The organism is Methanocaldococcus lauensis (genome assembly GCF_902827225.1).
In the GTDB taxonomy this organism is placed as follows: domain Archaea; phylum AGJL01; class Methanococci; order Methanococcales; family Methanocaldococcaceae; genus Methanocaldococcus; species Methanocaldococcus lauensis.
Genome location: NZ_LR792632.1, coordinates 300,243 through 319,926 on the forward strand (window position 1 = coordinate 300,243; position 19,684 = coordinate 319,926).

The following is a 19,684-nucleotide window of genomic DNA, read 5'->3' on the forward strand; positions in this document are numbered from 1 at the left end:
TTTTATTTATAAAATTTTTAATAATCTTTCTCTTTCTAATTTTTTAATTCTATAATTTTTGTCTATCTCTTCATCAATTTTTTTGAGAACATTTTTTAGGTCATCTATGTAGTATTTCCCTGTTACGTCAATGTATTTTACTATATCTTTCTCTTTTAGTATTTTTATGATTTTTTTCACGTCTTCAATAGACATATTTGTCTTTTCTGATAGTTCCTCTATGCTTAGCTCATTATATAATAAATTTAGAATAATTTTAATTTCTTCATCGGAAAAATCAAAGCTTTTTAGAGTATAATAAGGATTGATGCTTAATTCCTCTAATTCAAATACAACCCCCGTAAAAGATAGATTGTTATGAAGTCTAATTATGTCTTTAGAAATTATCTCCCCATAGGACAACCAACCAATGCATTCAGTACCAATAAGGTATTTATCTATATTCTTAAAGCCATCATAAAAATATTCAAAAAAATACGGTAAATCCTGATTTTTCTTTCTATACATAGGATTTTTAAGAACTTCAAGTCCATAACATTCATTTATAAATATGAGTGGATTTTTGTAATATTTTTTAATAGTTCTTACTTTATTTGAAAGAGATTTAATTTGCATTTCTAAATTAGTTTTCATCAATATTAAAAATGAACCTTCAGCTATATTTCTTCTAAATATTAACTTATTATTATCTACACCCTCCAAAAATGCCGTTATAACATTCCCATATATATCCATAAAACCTAAAGGATGGATTAAATAGAAATTTATAGATTCTAATCGTTCTTTTTTATCAATTTTGATATATTTTTCAATTATATATTTAGGAAGTTTTGTATATTCTGAAATCATCTCTAAGTATCTTTGATATGCTGGCTTTCCATCTAGCTCATAAACAACTCTACCTTCTGATTTAGTTACTCTTGCATAAATATCAGTGGGTTCATATCCATGTCCATAAATTAAGTCAAATTTTATTTTTCCACCAATAACTCCAAAGACACAACCTTCTTTAACAATCTCCCCCTTATATATTAAAAAAATATTTTCAAATGAACCATCATTACCAGCAGTACCTCCAACAATAGGTATTCCTAGTTCTTTTCCTAATCCATCTAACACTTCTTGTTCATGATTAGAATCCCAATCAGAAAATAAAAATCCAAGAAACTTGTCTTCTACACTTAAATAGGACATATATTTGGATCTCAGGATATTTTTTATATCTAAGGCAACAGCCTTTCCTGTTTTTTCTGCACATTTTTCAATTTTTTTATATGTAGTTGCATATTTGAAATATCTATTAAAAACTAATATTAAAACTCCATCTTCTTTTATATAATTATTTCCTACAAATGTTCCTCCTGTAGAGCAACCTATAAGCCCCTCCAATGAAATATTCTTTTTTAATCCAGTAAAAAATTCTTTTAATTTATCTTCATCAAATATTGATGTTATAAGTATCATTAATGATGGAGATCCTATTTTTTCTTTAATTTCTTTTCCAATTTTTAATCCATCTTCATATGGATTATTAATTTTTGTATGTATATATGTTTTATATATTTGCATATAAACACCCAAGAATGAAGAATTTTATTATCTTCATCATTATAATGAATTTACACTTATATATGTTTTATGATTAAATTATATAAAAATTATATATCTTTAAATTATTATTTATCATTAAATTTATCATAATTATTAATAAAAAAATAAAAAAGAGAATGTTTTTTATAATAACTTGTTAATTGGATGATTATCTACTGGATTTATTCCCATTTCTTTTGCTGCTTCTGCAATCATAGCATCAGTCATAGCTACTGCTGGAAATGCTAATTGGGCGTTATCAATAGGTCCGTATAAGACGAAGTCTCCTGAAGCCATGACTTGAACTATATTTGCTCCAATATCACATACATGATGGACATCTTTTGCCAGCTGTGTCTTACCACTTTCTCTTAACTGTTTTCTAAATGTTCTTAACCAGTCCCATGCTGATGGTACGTTGTGGATACCACTTCCAGAAGGTAATCCTAATTTTGCTTTAACGGCAAAAGTTGCTCTAACAGCATTACCTGCTCCATTACCCAATGGTGTAACTGCTACATCAACTAATGGATACTTGATACCAGCTTTTTCTGCAAGTTCTAACATTCCTTTATCAGCTGTTTTACCACCATTTAATAGAACATTTAGTTTACCTTCAACACTTGAATCCATTGGATCAAAACATAAAACAATTGAAGCCTCTATATCACTCTCTACTAAGTTTTGGAACTCTTCATCATCAATAGAAACATTAATAGAGTTGTAAATACACTGGTCAGCATATCCTGCCTCAGTTGCTCTTTTTGCAGCTGCCATTCTTGCTTCTTTTGCAGTTGAGTCAAGTAACATTGGACCATCCCAAATTTCAGCAACGAAGTCAATATATTTAACTAATGCTTCTGGAGTTCCACCAAATACTTGAACTAATGCTGGATTACCTGTTATGTCTTCCATCTCTGCCTGTTTGTTTATTAAATCTTCAGCTGCCGCCTTATCAAAGATACCTTTTCTTTCATCTTCTACAATCTTATGCCTTGCATAAAATATGGTTCCAGACAATGCTGTTGGATATTCTCCTGGCTGACCTCCTATTTTTCTACCTGCGATTTCAACAACCATCTGTTCTCTTTCAAATTTAAACATAATTACATCACCTCAGGAAAATTATTTTATTTAATGAGACATTTTTATAATTAATTGCATTATATTTAACAAATTAGGTAATATAATTGATAGTATGGTTCCAATAATCAACCCATAGGCTATACCTATATCTCTACCAACTTTTTTTCCAGCCCTTTGGAATATTTCAGCATTGGTATTTTCTACTTTCTCTTCAAGTTCATCTAATTTTTTCATTATCTTTTTAAAATCATCACTTGGTGTAATGATAGTCATTTAATTCACCCTATTATAGCTTTTAATATAATTGGAATTCCTACTAGTACAATAGCACCAACTGCTCCAATAATTACCCCTGTTGTAGATTTTGTATATATTCCTGAAGCTAAACCAATATCTCTTGTTATTAGCCCTACTTTATACTCTAAATCTTCTAAGTGTTTGTCACAGTGTTCTAAGTTTGGTTTTACTACTGTTGGAATTCCTTCAATTTCCATAATTGACACCTACTTATATTTTATAAAAGCTTACTTTAGATCACTAATGTAAATAAAAGTATTGAGATAAACAAACCTATAGCCAATCCTTGTATTTTTCCATTATAATATCCTGAATTATATTTTGAAAGTAATGCTGCAGAATTAATTTTTTCGGAAATCATTCTTATTCTTGCTTCTATTAAGGCAGTTTCTGGAGACATTGGTTTTATCGCCAAACCTTCTTCCTCTTCTCCACCCTTAGAACCTTCTAATTCTAATATCATTGGTTCTTCATCAATAGCTCCTGGATCTTTACTTAAACATTCTTTTATAGCCTGTGTTATTTTGTTAGTATCCTCACAATCAATTAAGTCAATAAGCTCAACAATCTGCCTTCTAAATCTCTCAACAGCCTCTTTATCAACATTCTCTAAGAATGGAATTGCTCCTTTTGCACCTACAATTTGCCCACTGTCATCAATACCATTCTCCCATAATGCTTTAAAACATTGCCCTGTTAGATGTCCTTGAACTTCAGAACCACAAAGGATCATAAATCTAATGTTAGGATTTGAAATATAATTTGCTACAACTTTTTCAATACCTAAGTTTTCTGTGTGACATGGACCAGCAATAGCTGCTCCAGCCTCAATACATGCCTGTTCTAAACCATGAGAACCAAGAGTTACTACTCCAACACAACTCTCAGGATTACCTACAACATACTCCCCAGAAACTATTGGCCAACCTGGGGCTGGAGATTTTTTTTCTACCATAATTTACACCTCCTTATTGAATCAAACCAGGATATAGTTTAATTATTGCAAATATTACAAGTGTCATTATTGCTAAAGCTAACCAAAAACCAAAGAATATCCCTTTAAAATATCCTGCTATTTCATAAACCCTATCTCTATTTGGGAAAGATTTTAATGGAGGATTTCTTGGATCTAATGAGTTTTCAAAAGCTATAACTAACTCCTCTAATTTTTTAATTCTTTCTTCTACAGGATTTAAATCTACCATTAAAATATCTTTTCTTGTTTCTGCTACTAATCCTGAATCTACATCCATAGCTATATCAAGTTCAGGACATATTTTAACAATTTCCATGTTTCCACCTTATTGTTCTTCTTTCTTAGGAATCTCAGGAACATAAAGAACTGCACAAGCATCTTTGAATGACATCTTTACAAATTTCACATAAAATACTGCCCATAAGATTATGGAAGCTATGATTGATAAAATATCTAATTTAACCACTGAAAATACAAACCATGAAAGTAATCCACAAGATACTGCCAAAGTTAATGTCCTTTTATGGCTTTCATTTGGACCTAAACATGCATTGAATGGATGTAGTATTGCCATACCTGCTACAATAAATGCTAAAGCCATGACTCCTGAATTTAATGCTCCATCAATAAACATTTTAGGATCTAAACTACCAACATATGCTGTTGTAAATCCTAATAATGCTAAAGCTCCTGCAACTGATAGATATGTCATACTTCTAACCATAATTGGAATTTTCATTCCAACAGGTTTAACAGTTAATTTACCCACGATAAATCCAACAATAAATGATAATACTAATGTTAATATTGGTGCAGCTAATGATGTTATACCAACAGCTTTTGGTATTAAAACTCCTGCAACTGCTGATAATGTACCCATACCTAAACTAACCATACCAATTGATGGTACTCCAGTTCCCAAACCATATGCTGCTACTTTTCTAACAGTATTTGCCCCTGCAATACATGCTGATGATACTAATAATCCTCCAATCAGCATTGATAAACCATATCCAGATAAGAAATGAGCTGCATAAATTCCAATTAATGATAAAACAACACCTGCCGCAAATATTTGATTTTCAGGATACAATTCAGCTGCATGACCTCCTCCACCATGTGACATGATTATCACCAAATTTTATGTTATTTTGGTATTTTATTATATTTATTGTTAGTATTAGAGAGCCATTAATACTGCAACGATACCACAAACAAATGAAGCAATTGTAGATGCTATAACTCCATTAGGCATTTTCTTAAACTTAGGATCGTGGAAACCTTCAATTGTCCCTCCAATGTTATATGATGCAAGAACTGCATTAATAAAGAAGAAACCAACTGCTAAAATTCCAGCAACTGCCATTGAAAATCCTATATTAATAAGTGCAATATAAGCTAAAGCCCCTCCAATACCCCCTAAAGCTGCTCCTATCAACCCACTTATGAAACACACAGTAGGAATTCCATGTCCAGTAGTACCGGGAGTAATATAAGGTTTTTGAGGATCTTTTGTTATTGGATCTATTTCACACTTGTCAGCTGCTGGAACCACACCCACTCCAAAAACATAAATTAACTGACCAATTAACATTGTTACTCCCAGCATAATCATTGAACCAATAGCTCCTGAGAGTAAAATTAAGATAGAACTTAATCCATCTATACCTAATTTAGATGACATAACAGCAGCAGCCATCAATCCTGTAAAACCAGCTCCTGCCGCCAACTGAGTAGTTCCAGTACCTACCCCTGTTGATGTAGCCATTGCTGCTGGAGCACCACCAACAGGGACAAAATGAACACTTGCATTGATTATAGCTCCTGCAATAGTTATTTCAATTAGTGAAATAGCCAAATTAATTATATCCATATATTATCACCTTTTAATAACTTCTTTTAAATTTTACTTGTATGGACCAAACTTGTTTCTTGCAAAGACTTCAATTTTTCTATTTGCTATTGCTAAAATTGCTACAATTATTAAACCTACAATTATTGAAATAATTGATGAAAGAATTGGATTTTTACCTTGTAATATATCTCCAATAATTCCTCTCCAACCATCTAAGAAAACAATTAAACCAAAGCATAAACCAGTTAAGACACTTCCAACTCTAACACAGAAATATGATGAGTCCATACTATTTCTTAAACCATACTCTGCTTTAATATCGATATCTCCATGGTTAGCAACAGGTACTCCTCCTCCAAATGGATATTTTTGATATTCTCTTTCAGCTCCATAATGAACATCTCCTGTTGAGGAACCAATTGCCCCAACAGTAATTCCAAATATTAACGCAATTAAAGGCAATGGAAATGGATTTCCTAATATATTATTGGCAATATATGCCATTAAAACCATACAAAAGACAGCAATAAAACCATGTCCAACAATTGGACCAACATGACTCATTACAACATCCCAATAAACTGGCTGACCAAAGTTCTTTGACTGCCCTACAATTCTTCCCAAGTAGGCTGAAACTGCATATGCACCATGAACAAATGCAGCTACACCAGCTCCTAAAATTAATGCTAAAACTGGTGAAATACCTAAGTTTATTAATGCATAGGCAACTGTTCCGGCAACTGCTACATATAAACCATAAGAAACTGGCTCCCCAGATATTGCCTTGTTGTAATATCTATGTATATTTCCCATCTGTGGAGCCAACTGAACCTGAGAGTTTGGGTTTGATTGAGAACCTACATCCGATTCTGCATCTTCTGCACATCCAGCAACTGTTGCTAATGCTCCACTTAATGCAAGAGCTCCTAATGCTATTAATGTAGCATCCATGCTTAATCACCTCATTCTACATACGATTTATCTTTATGGTGGTTAATATATAAGGTTTTCTATTTAGATTTGATAAAATTCTTTTAATTTTTATTTAACTTTCTTTTAATTAGTAGATATTTGCCAAAATCTAAAACTCTTACAGAATGCTTATAATAAACATATTTAGTGCTATTTAAAATCCACTAAAATAATGTTACAAAATAAATAACAATATGTTAAAAAATAAAAAATAGAATTTAAAAATTAAATTAATTTTAGTGTGCAGGAATAATTGGGTCTCTTTCTCCTGCTGGTTCGAACTCTCTTAAAGCACCTCTTGCAAACTCTTTTCTTGGGTATCTGAAGTCAAATACTAATGATGGATCTGCAAATGCAACCTTAATTAATGGGTTAAGTGCAAATGCATCTCCTCTTCCTGAATGTGCCGCCTGTGTAATTCCTGCATATTCTCCTTGGTGTCCAACGTTCATTGCATAGTTTGGATAGTTAGGTCCTCTCAATTCTAATGGAGAACCTTCATCGTTTCTAAATGATAAGGAGTTAGCGGCTCCACACTGATCTTGTAAGTCGTATCCATAGAATCCTAATCTGCTGTGGTATTCTTTATGTAAGATCTGACTTAGATACCATCCATTAACTCCAGCATTTGAGTTTCCAGTAGCTAATGCTACTGTAATTCCTGCCGCAGCTGCAGTAACTGCTGCTCTTTGTGATCCTCCAAAGTGATCCTCTAATAATGCTGGGAAAGTATCGTATTGCTCTAAAGCATACAATGTTACCTCTGTTGCAATGTCTTCGACAACATCCATTGTTGGCTTTACACTGTTACAACCACCATATTTTTTATTTATATAGTCATAACCGTAGTATGAGAAGTCATCTAAGATATCGTCAGTGTAGGATGCTGTAGCATACTGTGTGAATCCAACTCCTCCAGACATGTAACTTCCTAACCAGATTTGGTCATATAACATTGCCCCTGCGGCAACAACTTCTAATGACTGTTCGACAGGATCGTCACTAACTCTTGATGTTTGAACAACATCTGCTAAAACTCCAAAGAACATTCCTCCTGGTTCATTTGGCCCTCTTGCTCTTCTTGCAGGCAAGAATGAAGCCATTTGAATGACATCTGCGTGCTTAGCGGCATAAGCAAAGTCAGCAATTGCTGCCTCTCCAGCACAGAGTTTGTATGCTGTAATGAAGGACATTCCAATCTGCATTGCACTCCATCTTGCAATAGTACCTCCATCACAAACTCTACCAGCCAATGTTGGAACTCTTGAGACTTGGTATGTTCTTTTACCAATTGCCTGTTTAATTTGTTCTGCCTGTTCTTCTGGGAATAATTTGTTTATATCAATTAAGAATCTTTTATCAATTTCATCTGCTAATTCATCGTCTCCTGTGAATATCTTAGCATAACTGTCCCAAACTAATGCAGGGTGAACTTCGACCATGTGCTCTTGAACAACAGCCCCTCCAGGTAAAGCATGGTTAATTGTTTCCATATACTCATTAATAGTTTCTGGAGTAACTTCTACCCCTAATCTCTTCTCTAAGACAGCATGTGCTGTATCTAATCCAACGATAACTGTTCTTCTAATGTCATCCCAAAACTGCTGCATTGCGGCATTGTTCATGAAGTGTAAGTCATCACCTTCAACAATTGCATCAGTATTTGAAACTTTGTAAGGCATTAATTTTCTTTGACCTAATGGAACCCCAATATCTGGGTTGTAGAATGGAATTCCTCCTCTCTTCTCAATTAACTTCTGTGCCGCTTCAACGAATTCTCTCTTTCTTTTTGATTGTCTCCATCCTCCAAATACATAGAACTTTGTGTATTTTTCTCTTGGATCTTCTTCAAACTTCTCCTTTAATGCCTTTAAGAACAATCTTTTTTCTGCATCCATCTCACTCACCTCTGAGACATAATTATTATATTATTTTATTGTTATTGTTTATTTTTCATTTTCAACAAGTTAAAAAGTTAAAAGTTTTGAAGATAAGGAAGTAGTTTAGTTTTAGAGCTTCTCGAAGACATCATCAACTGGTAAGAACCCTCCTAATGTTCTTGCTCTGTGGATTCTTTTAACAACAATTAATAACTCCTCATCATCTCTCATTGGTACTCCGTCAATTCTGTAGATTGTTGTAATTTCTTTCAATTTCTCTTCTGGTAATGGTTCACCAACATCAACTGGTTCATCTAAAGGCCTTCCTACCTGGTCCTTAACATATAAAACATGTCCTGTCTTTTCATCATATACATATCTCTGAAGAGCATCAAACATTAAACCATTTTCATCTAATCTTAATGAGTGTCCGTGGACTGTTGCTCCTCTAATTCCACATCTTGCTGGATCATAGAAGGCAGTATCAATTAAGAAGTTCTTAGATAATGCTTCTAAGTCACTTTCTCTCATTTCAATAACTTGTCTCCCTGACAATGTACCTGTATCTACTCCTCTAAACCTCCACATGTATGTCCTTGCTCTATCATAAGGTTGTGCTGGAGCAAAGTACATTGAGTCAGTAAATTGAATATATCTAATTCTATGCCCTTCTTTAGCTCCATTTATTGGCTCGACCAAGTCTCTAACGTAATCTTCTGGCAAATCCATTTCTTCTAATGGTGGGTGAACTGTTTTGTAATCTTCTCCTGGCTGTCTGTGACCCATTATTTTAACTACATCATCATCTGGAATATCTCTCAACTTTTCTAACTGAACATCTGGATTCATATGATCTCTTCTATTTTGAGCAATTTTTGTCTGACCTGGATAAAACTGTGGCTTGTATGCCATATAATCACCTCAATTTAAATGCTTCTTTATTTTTCTTATGATTTCATCAATTTTACTTTGTGGACAGGATTCTCCTCTAATAACTCCTGTTACAATATCGACAACGATTCCTTTAGTTTTAGGTTCTAAAGGCATAACATTTATAGTCTTTACACCATATTTGGCAAGGTCTTCCATATCTACAGGAGCTTGACATACGATAATTGTAGGAATTTCTACATATTTTAGAAACAAGGCGGCTTTATATACAATATGACTAATAACATTTCCAAAATGTACTATGCAAAGTTTATGTCTATTTATTTGCTCTGCCTCTTCTGGTTTAATTCCAAAAGTTGATCCCAAAGAACCTCTTGGAGCATCATGAGGTATTCCTGATCCAGCGTTTAATACGAGAACACTGGTTTGAATACCTGCTTCTCTTATACCATATGTTATTTCACACACTGGTTTTGTTATATGCCTTCTTCCTGGCGACATCGCTACAACTACTACATCGTTTCTTAGAGCCTCTGCAAATGTCCCTCTTTGCGCCAATCCTCCCCCTTCTCCTAATCCCATCACTGCTCTACAATCTATAATTTGCTCTCTTCTACCAACAACCATATTCATTCCTCATTTCCATCTTTCTCAATGATATCTACTGAATTAGCCATTCTACTTCTTGGATCAACCATTCCTATTAATCTTCTATCCATCTCATTTATTAAGAAAACGCCATCTTCTCCATATTTAATATAATCTGTAACTGTTGGTCTGTCTTTTAAGAATTTCCCTACTCTTAAATTGTATCCAAATGGAAACATCTCTTTACATATTTCATCTAATTTGTCTAATTCACTGTCATCACTAAGTGTTATCCAAAATCTCCCTGCCATAACTGTAAGTTCTACTGGAACTCCTTTAACATTAATTACTTTCCTTTCTGTGTGATTTACTGGTGTTCCTCTGGCAGGTCCATAAGGAACAACTTTAGGAAGGGGTTGACCGTGGATTACTACTCTCTCCACGGTCTTTAAGTCATATATTTTATTAAGAAATTTTTCAGTTGTAGAGGCTTTTAAGTATCTATAAGGGAAAATTTCAACTTCTATCATTATAATCACTTAGATTTTATCTTTAACTTCTAATGCCCCTTCAATGACATACTTCAATGGTTCTCTAAACTCATCAATTGCACTGAATACCGTTCCTACTAATGCAGAAGTTCTCTCTGGTGAGAACATCTGAGTTCCTGCATCTAAACACATTGCAGCTGCAACTGGTGGAATAGCAAACCCTTTGGAGTGTCTTGTAACAATGTGGTTTCCATTGAAGATACCTGGCCCTCCTCCTCCATAGATTGAGTGACTGAAGAAACTGAAACCAACTGCAGTACCTTCTGCTCTACCAAAATCAACTCCTGGTAATCCAGTTTCATATTCTAAAATATCGTTGTAGTATAATATTGTTGATGCAATATTTTGAGCGGCTCTTGCTGCTCCACAATTTACAATAGCTGCTGCAACTAAACCTGCTGCTGCATAAGCGTTCCACTTGGCAACATCAACAGGTTTGTATAATGTAAATCCTGAGGATAATTTTTTATCCTCTTTTATTACTCCATCTTCTAAAGCTCTTTCAACTACTGAGGCTACAACGGTTCCAACAGTTCCATTCTTACCGTTTGCTTTTACTAAGTCAATTACTAAGTTGTCAGCATTTAATCCTTCATAAGCTAATCCTAATAAGTGTAACCTTTCAAATAATCCAACAGCATCTCCCATTTCAAACATTGCTGTTTGTTCCATTATTGCCGCGAATGCTACAGCATTCATAATATTTTTCTTTGTACAAGCTACAAAATGATTTACCATAATATTTCTTAATGCATAACCTGGACCTTCTAATGATAATGGACTACCTAATAATGCCATAATATTTGAACCTTTCATTGAAACATCGTGTGGATAACCTCCCAAAATAGCAGCATGAACCATTGGAGCGTCAAAGATATCTATATCAAAGGTTCTTATAATAGCCTCTTTCAATGCCTGAGCAGTAACCAATACAGAAACTGAATATTCTGCTGCAATATCTAATCTTTTTGTTGGTATTTGAACAGCCATCTGCTTTCCGTCGTTAATTAATTTAATTGAGGTGTCATCATCTTCTGAAACTCTAATAACTTTTTCTAAGTATTCAGCAATTGTTTCAGCATTTTCAACAATTGGTAAATCAATTTCTCTCCCTTTAATTTTGCAACCTTTTCCACCAACTTGACCAGTTTTTAATGCATTTTCAATACCTGCTAAGTTAACTGCAACTGTTCTCTTAACGTCTCTAACTAACTTCTGAATTGTTGGGTTATACAATGGACTAATAGCTTCTAATGGAACATTTTCTTCTACTAAATTACCCTTTGCATCATACAAGTTTATGGTGTCTTTATACTTAACCATATTAATCACACCCACATTTATTGGTTCGATATTTAGTATAACGATTTTTATTATATATTCCATTTTTCATTTAAAAAAAATCGTAAAATATATATATAAGATGAGTTTGTAATTCCCAAACAGCAAAAGTATTTTTATAATGAGTTGTTTAATATTAAATTAAAAATTCATAAAATTAGAGACTATAATTTAAGTGAAATTATGAAAGAAAGTAGTTTGTTGGTAGATTTAAAAGGGGAGCCAGGAATTAACTGTAATGGGTTTTGCAAATTTTGTTATTTTAGAAAAGTTGATAAAAAAAATCCAAAACCTTTGGGTTGTAGATACTGTCAATTTACATTTGGCTGTGATTATTGTACTTACTCAGTTAGAGAAATTAATGGAGATTTTATTCCTTTACCATTGGCATTAATGGAAGTGCAAAGCAGTTTATTATTTAAAAGATACAAAAAAGTTAATATCACTGGAGGAGGAGATATAAGTTGTTATCCTCAATTAGTTGATTTATGTAAATTTATAAATAATATGGGGTTGAATATACATCTTGGATATACATCAGGCAAAGGTTTTGATAATATAGATATAGCCAAAAATTTAGTTGATTATGGAGTAGATGAAGTTACATTTTCAGTTTTTTCAACGAATGCAAAACTTAGAAAAGAGTGGATGAATGACAAAAATGCTGAAACTGCATTAAAATGCTTAAAATACTTTTGTGAGCATTGTGAAGTTCATTGTGCAATAATAGTTATTCCAGGAGTTAATGATGGTGAAGAATTAAAGAGAACTGTTTCAGATTTAGTAGATTGGGGAGCAAAGGCTGTTATATTAATGAGATTTGCGAATTCTGAAGAACAAGGATTAATATTAGGAAATGCTCCATTACTTGAAAATATAAAAACGCATACAGTTGAAGAATTTAAAAAGATAATTGATGAAATTCACAACGAATTTGGAGACAGTATTAGAGTTACTGGAACCCCATTATATGATCCAATTACAAAAACTCCTTTTGCGTTGGCAGATGATGAAAATAAACATATTTTAGAAAGATTAAAAAATAAAATAAATGGAGAGGCTACAATAATAACTGGAAATGTTGCTTATCCATTCTTAAAAAAGATTTTTGACGAAACTTCTGTTAATGTTGTTAGAGTCAATAAAGACATTGCAGATTTAATAACTTCTAAAGATTTAGAAAATCTAAATTTAAAAGATGTTAAAGAAACTGTTTTTATTCCTCCTAAAGCATTTGTGCACGATAGAGTAGCAGAAGATCTTTTAAGGAGAGATGGAATAGACAGAATAGTTGTTAGAGGAGTAGAACAATTAACCTTAGATGGAGAAGTTAGCGGAGTATATAGCAAAAAAGAGGCATTAGAATTTGAAATTAATGCATTTGAAGAGTTAATAGGAATGATTAACTTTTTTGGAATGAGGAAGAGATAATTTTAACTTTATTTCAACTTCATCTGTAATAATTTACCATAAATTGTTGCTAAGAAACTCTGCTTTAGGGCGGTGATGAATTCAGACGAAATCTTTCAGATTTCATTACTCTCCTTGCGAAGCAGGGAGATAGGGGAGGTGGGTGAGTTTTATATACTCGAAATTAATTGATTATTTTATGAGGGCGGTCTGACCCCGCCTGATGACCCAACCTGCCCTGTGACCCATCGGCGACGATGGGTAGTAGGGTGTTCCCTATGGGAACCTCCGCCCCTTTAGGGCGGAGAGGAGGTCAGCTACGGCAAAACTTGGAGTTGCTAAGGAAACATCTTTACCATACAGCTCTTTTATAGAGATTATATTATAATCTGTTAATGCATCTTTTAATATATCCTCTCCGAGTCCTGTAATCACTATATCATTTAAATTATATCTCTTTGAAACACTATCTACATTTTCTCTAATTAAATTTAGTAGTTTATTGTAAAGTTTTTTTGCAAAGTCAATAATTTCATCCTCACTAACCATATTTAAATCAGCACACAAAACTCTTGCCAATCTTGTCAAACAACTTTTAAAATCTTTTCCTCCGTTATCTGGAGTTTCACAACTATACTCATTTTCACTAATCTTATTAAGAATTAAAGAAATATCTGCTGTTATGGAGAAGTATTCTGATGATAGATTGGTTAATTTTCCTCTAAATTCTATTTTATTAGCTAAAAAACTTACTGGTGTTCTCAATGCCCCAACATAAACAAGTTGGTTATTCATTAATCTATCTAAATCAGTTTTTTCTGCTAAAATCTTTTTGTTTTTTATTGGAATTATATCAGTTGTCGTAGAGCCCATATCTACTAAAATACAACTCTCTTTTATAAATTCAGAAACAAATTTTCCTGTAGCTACCCAATTTGACGCTGAAACTTTTAAATAATTTTTCTTAGCCTCTTCTGTTGTTAAAAAATTTCCATCAACATCAAAAACATATATTGGACAATTAAAAGATTGTTCAACTTTATTTATTATGTCATAAACTCCCTCTTTTTTTGTTTTATAACAGTCTGCTAATTCAGCAGTCATTACTAATGCGACATATTCAACATTGTCATTATTATAAGATTTCAATAAATCTGGTAATTCATCTTTTTTCTTCCACATTGGAAAATATATGTGATGAATTTTATATCTATCATTTTCAATCTCTGTAATTTTTGTATTTGCTCCTCCAATATCAATTCCTAAAATCATAAGTTTCACCAATTATTTATTTTAATATAAAAATCTATTGAAATAAAACCTTAAAATAAGAGTATGTAAGTAGTTTATACAGTATTCCTGTTATTTACAGCTTTTATCTTTATTATAAATGTTTGTCTAATTTTTGGCTATTAGCTTTATTTTGTTTTTTATTTGTTTAATTATGGTGATCTATGTATGAATGCATTTGTAGAAGTTCAGAAGTTATATAAAGAATATTACAAATTTGCAATAAAAAACAATATCCTTGAAGTCCCTGAAGATATAGAGCATAGGGAATTTGGTTATGGATATTTAAAAAAAGTCGATAATAGAAACTTATCCTTTAAAAATGAGAGAGTGTATAAAGATTGGGTTTTAAAAAATTCACCAATGCACTTATACAAATCCTTAGCTTATATGCTATATCCAAATAACCCTGGAGGGGCTGAAAAGAAAGGAGTATTTAGGAGAGAGTTGGCTTTTGATATAGATGTCCATAAAACTAATAAGTGTAAGCATGAGGATGATTGGATATGCAAATATTGTTTAAAGGAAGCAAAGAATCAAGTTATCTATTTAATTGAAGAATTTTTAATTCCTGACTTTGGATTAAATGAGGAGGATATAAAAATTGTATTTAGTGGTAATAGAGGTTATCATATCTATATAAAACCAAAAAATAACAAAATTAGAGACATTATTGAGAATTATTCAAAAGACGATAGAAAATTTTTAATTAACTACATCTTAGGAAAAAATTTAAATTTAAATAAGGTTGGTAGCGGTTGGAGAAGAAGATTAATAAAAGCAATTAAAGAAAAAGATAAAAGAATATCTACAAAAAAACTTGAAAAAGAAAAAAATTGGAAAAAAATTATAGAAAATTTTAAATCTAAAAATAAAATTTATAAAATTATTGAAGAAACTAAAAATAAACTTGAATTAGATGAAAAGGTTATGGATGATGATATAAGATTATTGAGAGTTATTAACTCTTTACATGGATATACAGGTTTTATCGTTAAATCATTAGATAGTTTAGATGACCTAAAAAAATTTGACCCATTAAAAGATGCTATATTCAAAAATTTTGAAAATAAATTTTATGAGGTCAATATATATGACAGTAGAAAATTCGAAATTGAAATATGTGGAAAAAAATATACTAATAAAAGTAAAAAAATTACTGGTTCAGTTTTGTTATATCTATTTGGACACAACATTAAATTTGAACTACTTGAATCCCATTAACTAATAATTTCCCAGCCCTTGTTTTTTTACTTTCTTTTTCTACAAATAACCTTATTTTTCCAGCCCTACAAAAGTGTTGAACTCTCAAACCCATATTTGTTAAAGTTTCGTTACTAAATTCCTTGCCTATGTATTCCTTTAAAGTTTCTGACGTTGAACCACATGGAGCTTCTCTTAAAATCTCAACTTTTTTAATTATATTATCTTTAATATATAACTTTACTTTAGGCTTTCCAAAAAACTTTAAAAACTCTTTTAATTGGGGATATTTATATAGATATTTTTTTAATTCATTTTCATCAATATTACACATTAAATCTGGACAAAAAGCATTTTTAAAACTCTCCAACTGTTTTTTGAATCCTAAACCTTTCCAAGCTCCCACAATAACAAAAGCTTTTTCATTAATTTCCTTTATTTTTTTAACAATTTCATAAGCTACATCTGGATTTAAAATATATGTGATAAACAAATCGTAATCTTTTAATTTTTTAATAATTTCTTCATATATTCCAATTTTATCAAAATCTTCATAATTATATTTGACTACAATAAAATCACATGGAAATTTTGACTTAATAGTTTTATATGCTCTATCTCCATATAGTCCTTCACTTAAAATAGCAACTTTCACAGTTTCACCATATTTAGATATATTTAAATTTACAAATATAAACATCTAAAATAAAAATGGTAGCCCGGCGCGGATTCGAACCGCGGTCCCGGGGTCCAAAGCCCCGGATGATAGGCCACTACACCACCGGGCTACATCAAATGTAGGCAATTTAGTAAATACACATAACTTATATATATACTTTTCGGCGTAATGTTTATATATGAGTGATAGTTATTTAATTATGCAAAGGTGCCTCGGTAGCTCAGCCTGGTGGAGCGCCTGCTTGGTAAGCAGGAGGTCGCGGGTTCAAACCCCGCCCGAGGCTCCATTTATTTTTTTACATACATAAATTTAATAAATTAAATCTTTAAATATATTGTTTATTTTAAGGTGTAATAAATGAAAGTTATAGGTAAAATTGGAAAAGGCGTTAAAAAGATTAAAGAAGATGATTTAGAAGAATTAAAATATAACTTACTTTTAGATTATATATCTAAAAAAGTTGATATTAGTGAAGGAAAGAGGGCTGTAGAAGATATAATTAGAGTGATATATAGGCATCAACCAATATCAACCAAAAAAATAGCACAAAAAACTAAATTACCTTTACCAATAGTGGCTAAGGTTAGAACTATCTTAGAAAGAGAAAAACTCTTAAAAAGATGTGAAAAAGGGGCTGAATTAACTGAAAAAGGATTAAAATTTGCTGAAAATGTTTTAAAATTGAAGTATAAAAAATCTCTTACATGTAAAACTTGCAAAGGTAGAGGCATAGTATTAGATGAATTTTTTGAAGAGATTTTAAATAAGGTTAAAATATGGAGTAAAAAGAGACCAGTAGTTGATACATCATTAGATCAATCTTTTGCCACCCCTGAGACATCAACATACAGAGCGGCATTAATGTATGAGAGAGGAGATTTAGAGGGGAAGAATATTTTATTTGTTGGAGATGATGATCTAACCTCTCTACCAACAGCACTCACAAATATGGCTGAAAATATTGTGGTTGTAGATATAGACGAAAGAATTTTAAAATTAATAGAAAAATTTGCAGAGAAGGAAAATGTTAATATTAAAACTGTTAAGTATGATTTAAGAAATCCACTACCTGAGGAGTTAAAAGAAAAGTTTGATGTAATTTCAACAGATCCTCCATATACTGTTGATGGTTTAAAGCTATTTCTGTCAAGAGGGATTGAAGGATTAGGGAATGAGGGAGTTGCCTATTTATCTTATTCTCACAAACCTATAGAAGAATGGTTGTTAATTCAGAAGGCAATAACTGATATGGGATTCGTTATTTCTGAACTAATCCCCAACTTTAATTACTATGAAGGTAGTGAAATAATAGCAAATACTACATTTATATCAAGATTAATTGGAAAAGATTTAAAAGTAAATATAGGAGACATAAATAAAATATACACTGGCTTAGTAAAACCAGTTATTAGATATTATAAGTGTTTAAAATGTGGAAAAATTTATAAGGTTGGAGATAAAATAAAAAAAGTTGAAGATTTAGTTTGTGAATGTGGAAGTAAAAAATTTAAAATGATTAAGAGAGAAAAGATTAAAAATCAAAATGAGTAAATTAATCAGAAATTACATCTAAGTTATACTTTTCAACTAAGTATATAACTCTCTCTATTTCTTCATAATTTAATATTCTACTTATATCTGGATATTCTTTTGCCTTGTATTCTGGGCGATATTGAAACATAACATTAACTACAGCATTATATAGATTATTAGAAATAAATTGGAAAATTTTTTCTGTGCAACAGTCAATATGGTTTGGTAGAACTAAATGTCTTATTATAACTTCCTCATCTTTTATTAGGAGATGGTTTCTACCTACTATATCAAAATAGTTTTTAACATTTGATAATCTTTCTCCACATTTGTTATTTCCAAATTTAAAATCAGTTAAAAATACATCAACAACGCCCTTTAATAAATTGAGAGATTCAACAGTTAGATACATATTTGAATTCCAAACCACTGGAATATTTCTATTTAAATACTTCAATGTTTTTAGTATGCTCAATAAATGAGGAGTTGGTTCTCCACCAACAAAATTTACATTTTTTGAATATACTCTCTTATTTTCAATAATATTGGCAATTTTCTTAGGATTGTATGGAATACATCTATTTATTATACTTCTATCAAAATATACTTGAGATATATCCCAATTTTGGCAGAAGACACATTTAAAATTACACCCACAGAAAAAAATTGTATGTGAGGGAATTAAAACTCTCTCTTCTCCAAGATGCAAAAATTCTGTAGAATAATAACTTTCCTTTATTCTACAAAATCCTCTTTCAATTTTTCTATTTACATAACATCTATGCTCACAAAACTTACAATTTTCAAAAATTCTTTTGGCAATTTCTATTTTCAAATCTAACAAGTTTGGAGATACATATTCAATATCATAGAAGTCAAACTTATTAAAATCAACTTTTTTTAATGTTCTATTGTGAATTTCCCACAATTCATTTATTTCTAAACATTCAAAATTTTCAACCTCTATAGATTTGGATATTATAAATTTTGCTGGAATTATATCTTTTGAAACTGCCAAGTATCTTTCAAGTTTCATACTATCCCAGTTTTTTATTTTTAAAGTAAAAATGATTAATTTAAATTAATAAATTATATCTTGTAAAAAAATATGAAGAAGTAATATTTTATTCTTTAATTAAAACTGCGTTGATTGTTCCATCCTGTCCTGGTCTTGAGGTAACTTTTGCTAATCCAATTTCAGTTTCGATAATTGCTCCTTTTGTTATAACGTTTCTTCTAACATAGTGAAGATTTGCAGTGTTTTCTTTAACTCTTAGTATTTTAACTTTTTTACAAGTGTTTGTTTCTGGATCTAATACATTAGCAAAATCAGCTCTAACAACTTTAACTTTTAAGTTACCTCCTCTTGTTCTAACTTTCTTTATTTTTAAACTATCTGCTACGTGTGTTTCTATAGGCTCTCTACCCATCTCATACTTTCTCTTTTTTCTTGCTGGTTTATATAAACCTCCTGTTGGTTTTCTTCTACTTCTACCTTGCCATACACTCATATTAACACCCAAAAATAGTTATTTGTTTTTT

General features: G+C 31.4%; 21 protein-coding genes and 2 tRNA genes. 4 read left to right on the forward strand and 19 right to left on the reverse strand.

The annotated features are described in order from the left end of the window. Nucleotides 1-6: 6 nt before the first annotated feature. The 14 genes from KMP69_RS01700 to mcrB all read right to left on the reverse strand — a co-directional run bounded on the left by KMP69_RS01700 (nt 7) and on the right by mcrB (nt 12,009). Nucleotides 7-1,569 carry an FIST signal transduction protein gene (locus tag KMP69_RS01700; RefSeq protein ID WP_214400248.1) on the reverse strand — a complete coding sequence of 521 codons (1,563 nt, stop codon included), beginning with the start codon at nt 1,567-1,569 and terminating at the stop codon, nt 7-9. Nucleotides 1,570-1,734: 165 nt separating this feature from the next. Further along, complete coding sequence (gene mtrH / locus KMP69_RS01705; protein WP_214400249.1) at nt 1,735-2,694, reverse strand: tetrahydromethanopterin S-methyltransferase subunit H; 960 nt, start codon at nt 2,692-2,694, stop codon at nt 1,735-1,737. A gap of 30 nt (nt 2,695-2,724) precedes the next feature. Further along, the gene (gene mtrG / locus KMP69_RS01710) at nt 2,725-2,949 is read right to left on the reverse strand and encodes a tetrahydromethanopterin S-methyltransferase subunit MtrG (RefSeq protein WP_214400250.1); all 225 of its coding nucleotides are present in this window, start codon (nt 2,947-2,949) and stop codon (nt 2,725-2,727) included. A 5-nt stretch (nt 2,950-2,954) separates the two neighbouring features. Then, complete coding sequence (mtrF, locus tag KMP69_RS01715; protein WP_214400251.1) at nt 2,955-3,170, reverse strand: tetrahydromethanopterin S-methyltransferase subunit F; 216 nt, start codon at nt 3,168-3,170, stop codon at nt 2,955-2,957. A 35-nt stretch (nt 3,171-3,205) separates the two neighbouring features. After that, nucleotides 3,206-3,928, reverse strand: coding sequence for a tetrahydromethanopterin S-methyltransferase subunit A (mtrA, locus tag KMP69_RS01720; protein WP_214400252.1), 723 nt, complete (start codon nt 3,926-3,928; stop codon nt 3,206-3,208). Nucleotides 3,929-3,941: 13 nt separating this feature from the next. Next, complete coding sequence (locus tag KMP69_RS01725) at nt 3,942-4,265, reverse strand: tetrahydromethanopterin S-methyltransferase subunit B (protein ID WP_214400253.1); 324 nt, start codon at nt 4,263-4,265, stop codon at nt 3,942-3,944. Between the two features lie 9 nt (nt 4,266-4,274). Beyond that, complete coding sequence (gene mtrC / locus KMP69_RS01730) at nt 4,275-5,075, reverse strand: tetrahydromethanopterin S-methyltransferase subunit MtrC (RefSeq protein WP_214400254.1); 801 nt, start codon at nt 5,073-5,075, stop codon at nt 4,275-4,277. A gap of 54 nt (nt 5,076-5,129) precedes the next feature. Next, entirely contained in the window at nt 5,130-5,822 is a 693-nt protein-coding gene (gene mtrD, locus KMP69_RS01735) for a tetrahydromethanopterin S-methyltransferase subunit D (protein ID WP_214400255.1), read from the reverse strand. A gap of 33 nt (nt 5,823-5,855) precedes the next feature. Further along, nucleotides 5,856-6,755, reverse strand: coding sequence for a tetrahydromethanopterin S-methyltransferase subunit E (mtrE, locus tag KMP69_RS01740; protein ID WP_214400256.1), 900 nt, complete (start codon nt 6,753-6,755; stop codon nt 5,856-5,858). 257 nt (nt 6,756-7,012) lie between these two features. Continuing rightward, nucleotides 7,013-8,674, reverse strand: coding sequence for a coenzyme-B sulfoethylthiotransferase subunit alpha (gene mcrA / locus KMP69_RS01745; RefSeq protein WP_214400257.1), 1,662 nt, complete (start codon nt 8,672-8,674; stop codon nt 7,013-7,015). Between the two features lie 111 nt (nt 8,675-8,785). Beyond that, on the reverse strand, nt 8,786-9,568 hold the full coding sequence (mcrG, locus tag KMP69_RS01750) for a coenzyme-B sulfoethylthiotransferase subunit gamma (RefSeq protein ID WP_214400258.1): 783 nt from the start codon (nt 9,566-9,568) through the stop codon (nt 8,786-8,788). Nucleotides 9,569-9,577: 9 nt separating this feature from the next. Next, a complete protein-coding gene (gene mcrC / locus KMP69_RS01755; RefSeq protein WP_214400259.1) occupies nt 9,578-10,174 on the reverse strand; it encodes a methyl-coenzyme M reductase I operon protein C in 597 nt (198 codons plus the stop codon). 2 nt (nt 10,175-10,176) lie between these two features. Further along, on the reverse strand, nt 10,177-10,665 hold the full coding sequence (gene mcrD, locus KMP69_RS01760; RefSeq protein ID WP_214400260.1) for a methyl-coenzyme M reductase operon protein D: 489 nt from the start codon (nt 10,663-10,665) through the stop codon (nt 10,177-10,179). 9 nt (nt 10,666-10,674) lie between these two features. Continuing rightward, nucleotides 10,675-12,009, reverse strand: coding sequence for a coenzyme-B sulfoethylthiotransferase subunit beta (gene mcrB, locus KMP69_RS01765; RefSeq protein ID WP_214400261.1), 1,335 nt, complete (start codon nt 12,007-12,009; stop codon nt 10,675-10,677). 201 nt (nt 12,010-12,210) lie between these two features. Here mcrB and mmp10 point away from each other — a divergent pair, with 201 nt between their 5' ends. After that, nucleotides 12,211-13,458 carry a methyl coenzyme M reductase-arginine methyltransferase Mmp10 gene (gene mmp10, locus KMP69_RS01770; RefSeq protein ID WP_214400262.1) on the forward strand — a complete coding sequence of 416 codons (1,248 nt, stop codon included), beginning with the start codon at nt 12,211-12,213 and terminating at the stop codon, nt 13,456-13,458. A gap of 255 nt (nt 13,459-13,713) precedes the next feature. Here mmp10 and mfnF read toward each other — a convergent pair whose 3' ends face one another. Continuing rightward, nucleotides 13,714-14,709: a (4-{4-[2-(gamma-L-glutamylamino)ethyl]phenoxymethyl}furan-2-yl)methanamine synthase gene (mfnF, locus tag KMP69_RS01775; protein ID WP_214400263.1), complete on the reverse strand. Its 996-nt coding sequence runs from the start codon at nt 14,707-14,709 to the stop codon at nt 13,714-13,716. A gap of 186 nt (nt 14,710-14,895) precedes the next feature. On the opposite strand from mfnF, the gene priS reads away from it, so the two are divergent. Next, nucleotides 14,896-15,951, forward strand: coding sequence for a DNA primase catalytic subunit PriS (priS, locus tag KMP69_RS01780; RefSeq protein WP_214400264.1), 1,056 nt, complete (start codon nt 14,896-14,898; stop codon nt 15,949-15,951). Here the strand turns inward: priS and KMP69_RS01785 are convergent. Both KMP69_RS01785 and KMP69_RS01790 read right to left on the reverse strand, forming a co-directional pair. Then, entirely contained in the window at nt 15,923-16,585 is a 663-nt protein-coding gene (locus KMP69_RS01785) for a DUF166 family protein (protein ID WP_214400265.1), read from the reverse strand. The genes priS and KMP69_RS01785 overlap by 29 nt on opposite strands. 57 nt (nt 16,586-16,642) lie before the next feature. Further along, a tRNA-Gln gene (locus tag KMP69_RS01790) sits at nt 16,643-16,718 on the reverse strand. Between the two features lie 100 nt (nt 16,719-16,818). On the opposite strand from KMP69_RS01790, the gene KMP69_RS01795 reads away from it, so the two are divergent. Further along, nucleotides 16,819-16,895: transfer RNA gene (locus tag KMP69_RS01795), tRNA-Thr, on the forward strand. 71 nt (nt 16,896-16,966) lie between these two features. Then, a complete protein-coding gene (locus tag KMP69_RS01800) occupies nt 16,967-18,160 on the forward strand; it encodes a bis-aminopropyl spermidine synthase family protein (RefSeq protein WP_214400266.1) in 1,194 nt (397 codons plus the stop codon). Nucleotide 18,161: 1 nt separating this feature from the next. On the opposite strand, the gene KMP69_RS01805 is transcribed toward KMP69_RS01800, so the two are convergent. Next, nucleotides 18,162-19,178: a radical SAM protein gene (locus KMP69_RS01805; protein ID WP_214400267.1), complete on the reverse strand. Its 1,017-nt coding sequence runs from the start codon at nt 19,176-19,178 to the stop codon at nt 18,162-18,164. 88 nt (nt 19,179-19,266) lie between these two features. Beyond that, complete coding sequence (locus KMP69_RS01810) at nt 19,267-19,653, reverse strand: 30S ribosomal protein S8e (RefSeq protein ID WP_214400268.1); 387 nt, start codon at nt 19,651-19,653, stop codon at nt 19,267-19,269. Between the last annotated feature and the right edge of the window lie 31 nt (nt 19,654-19,684).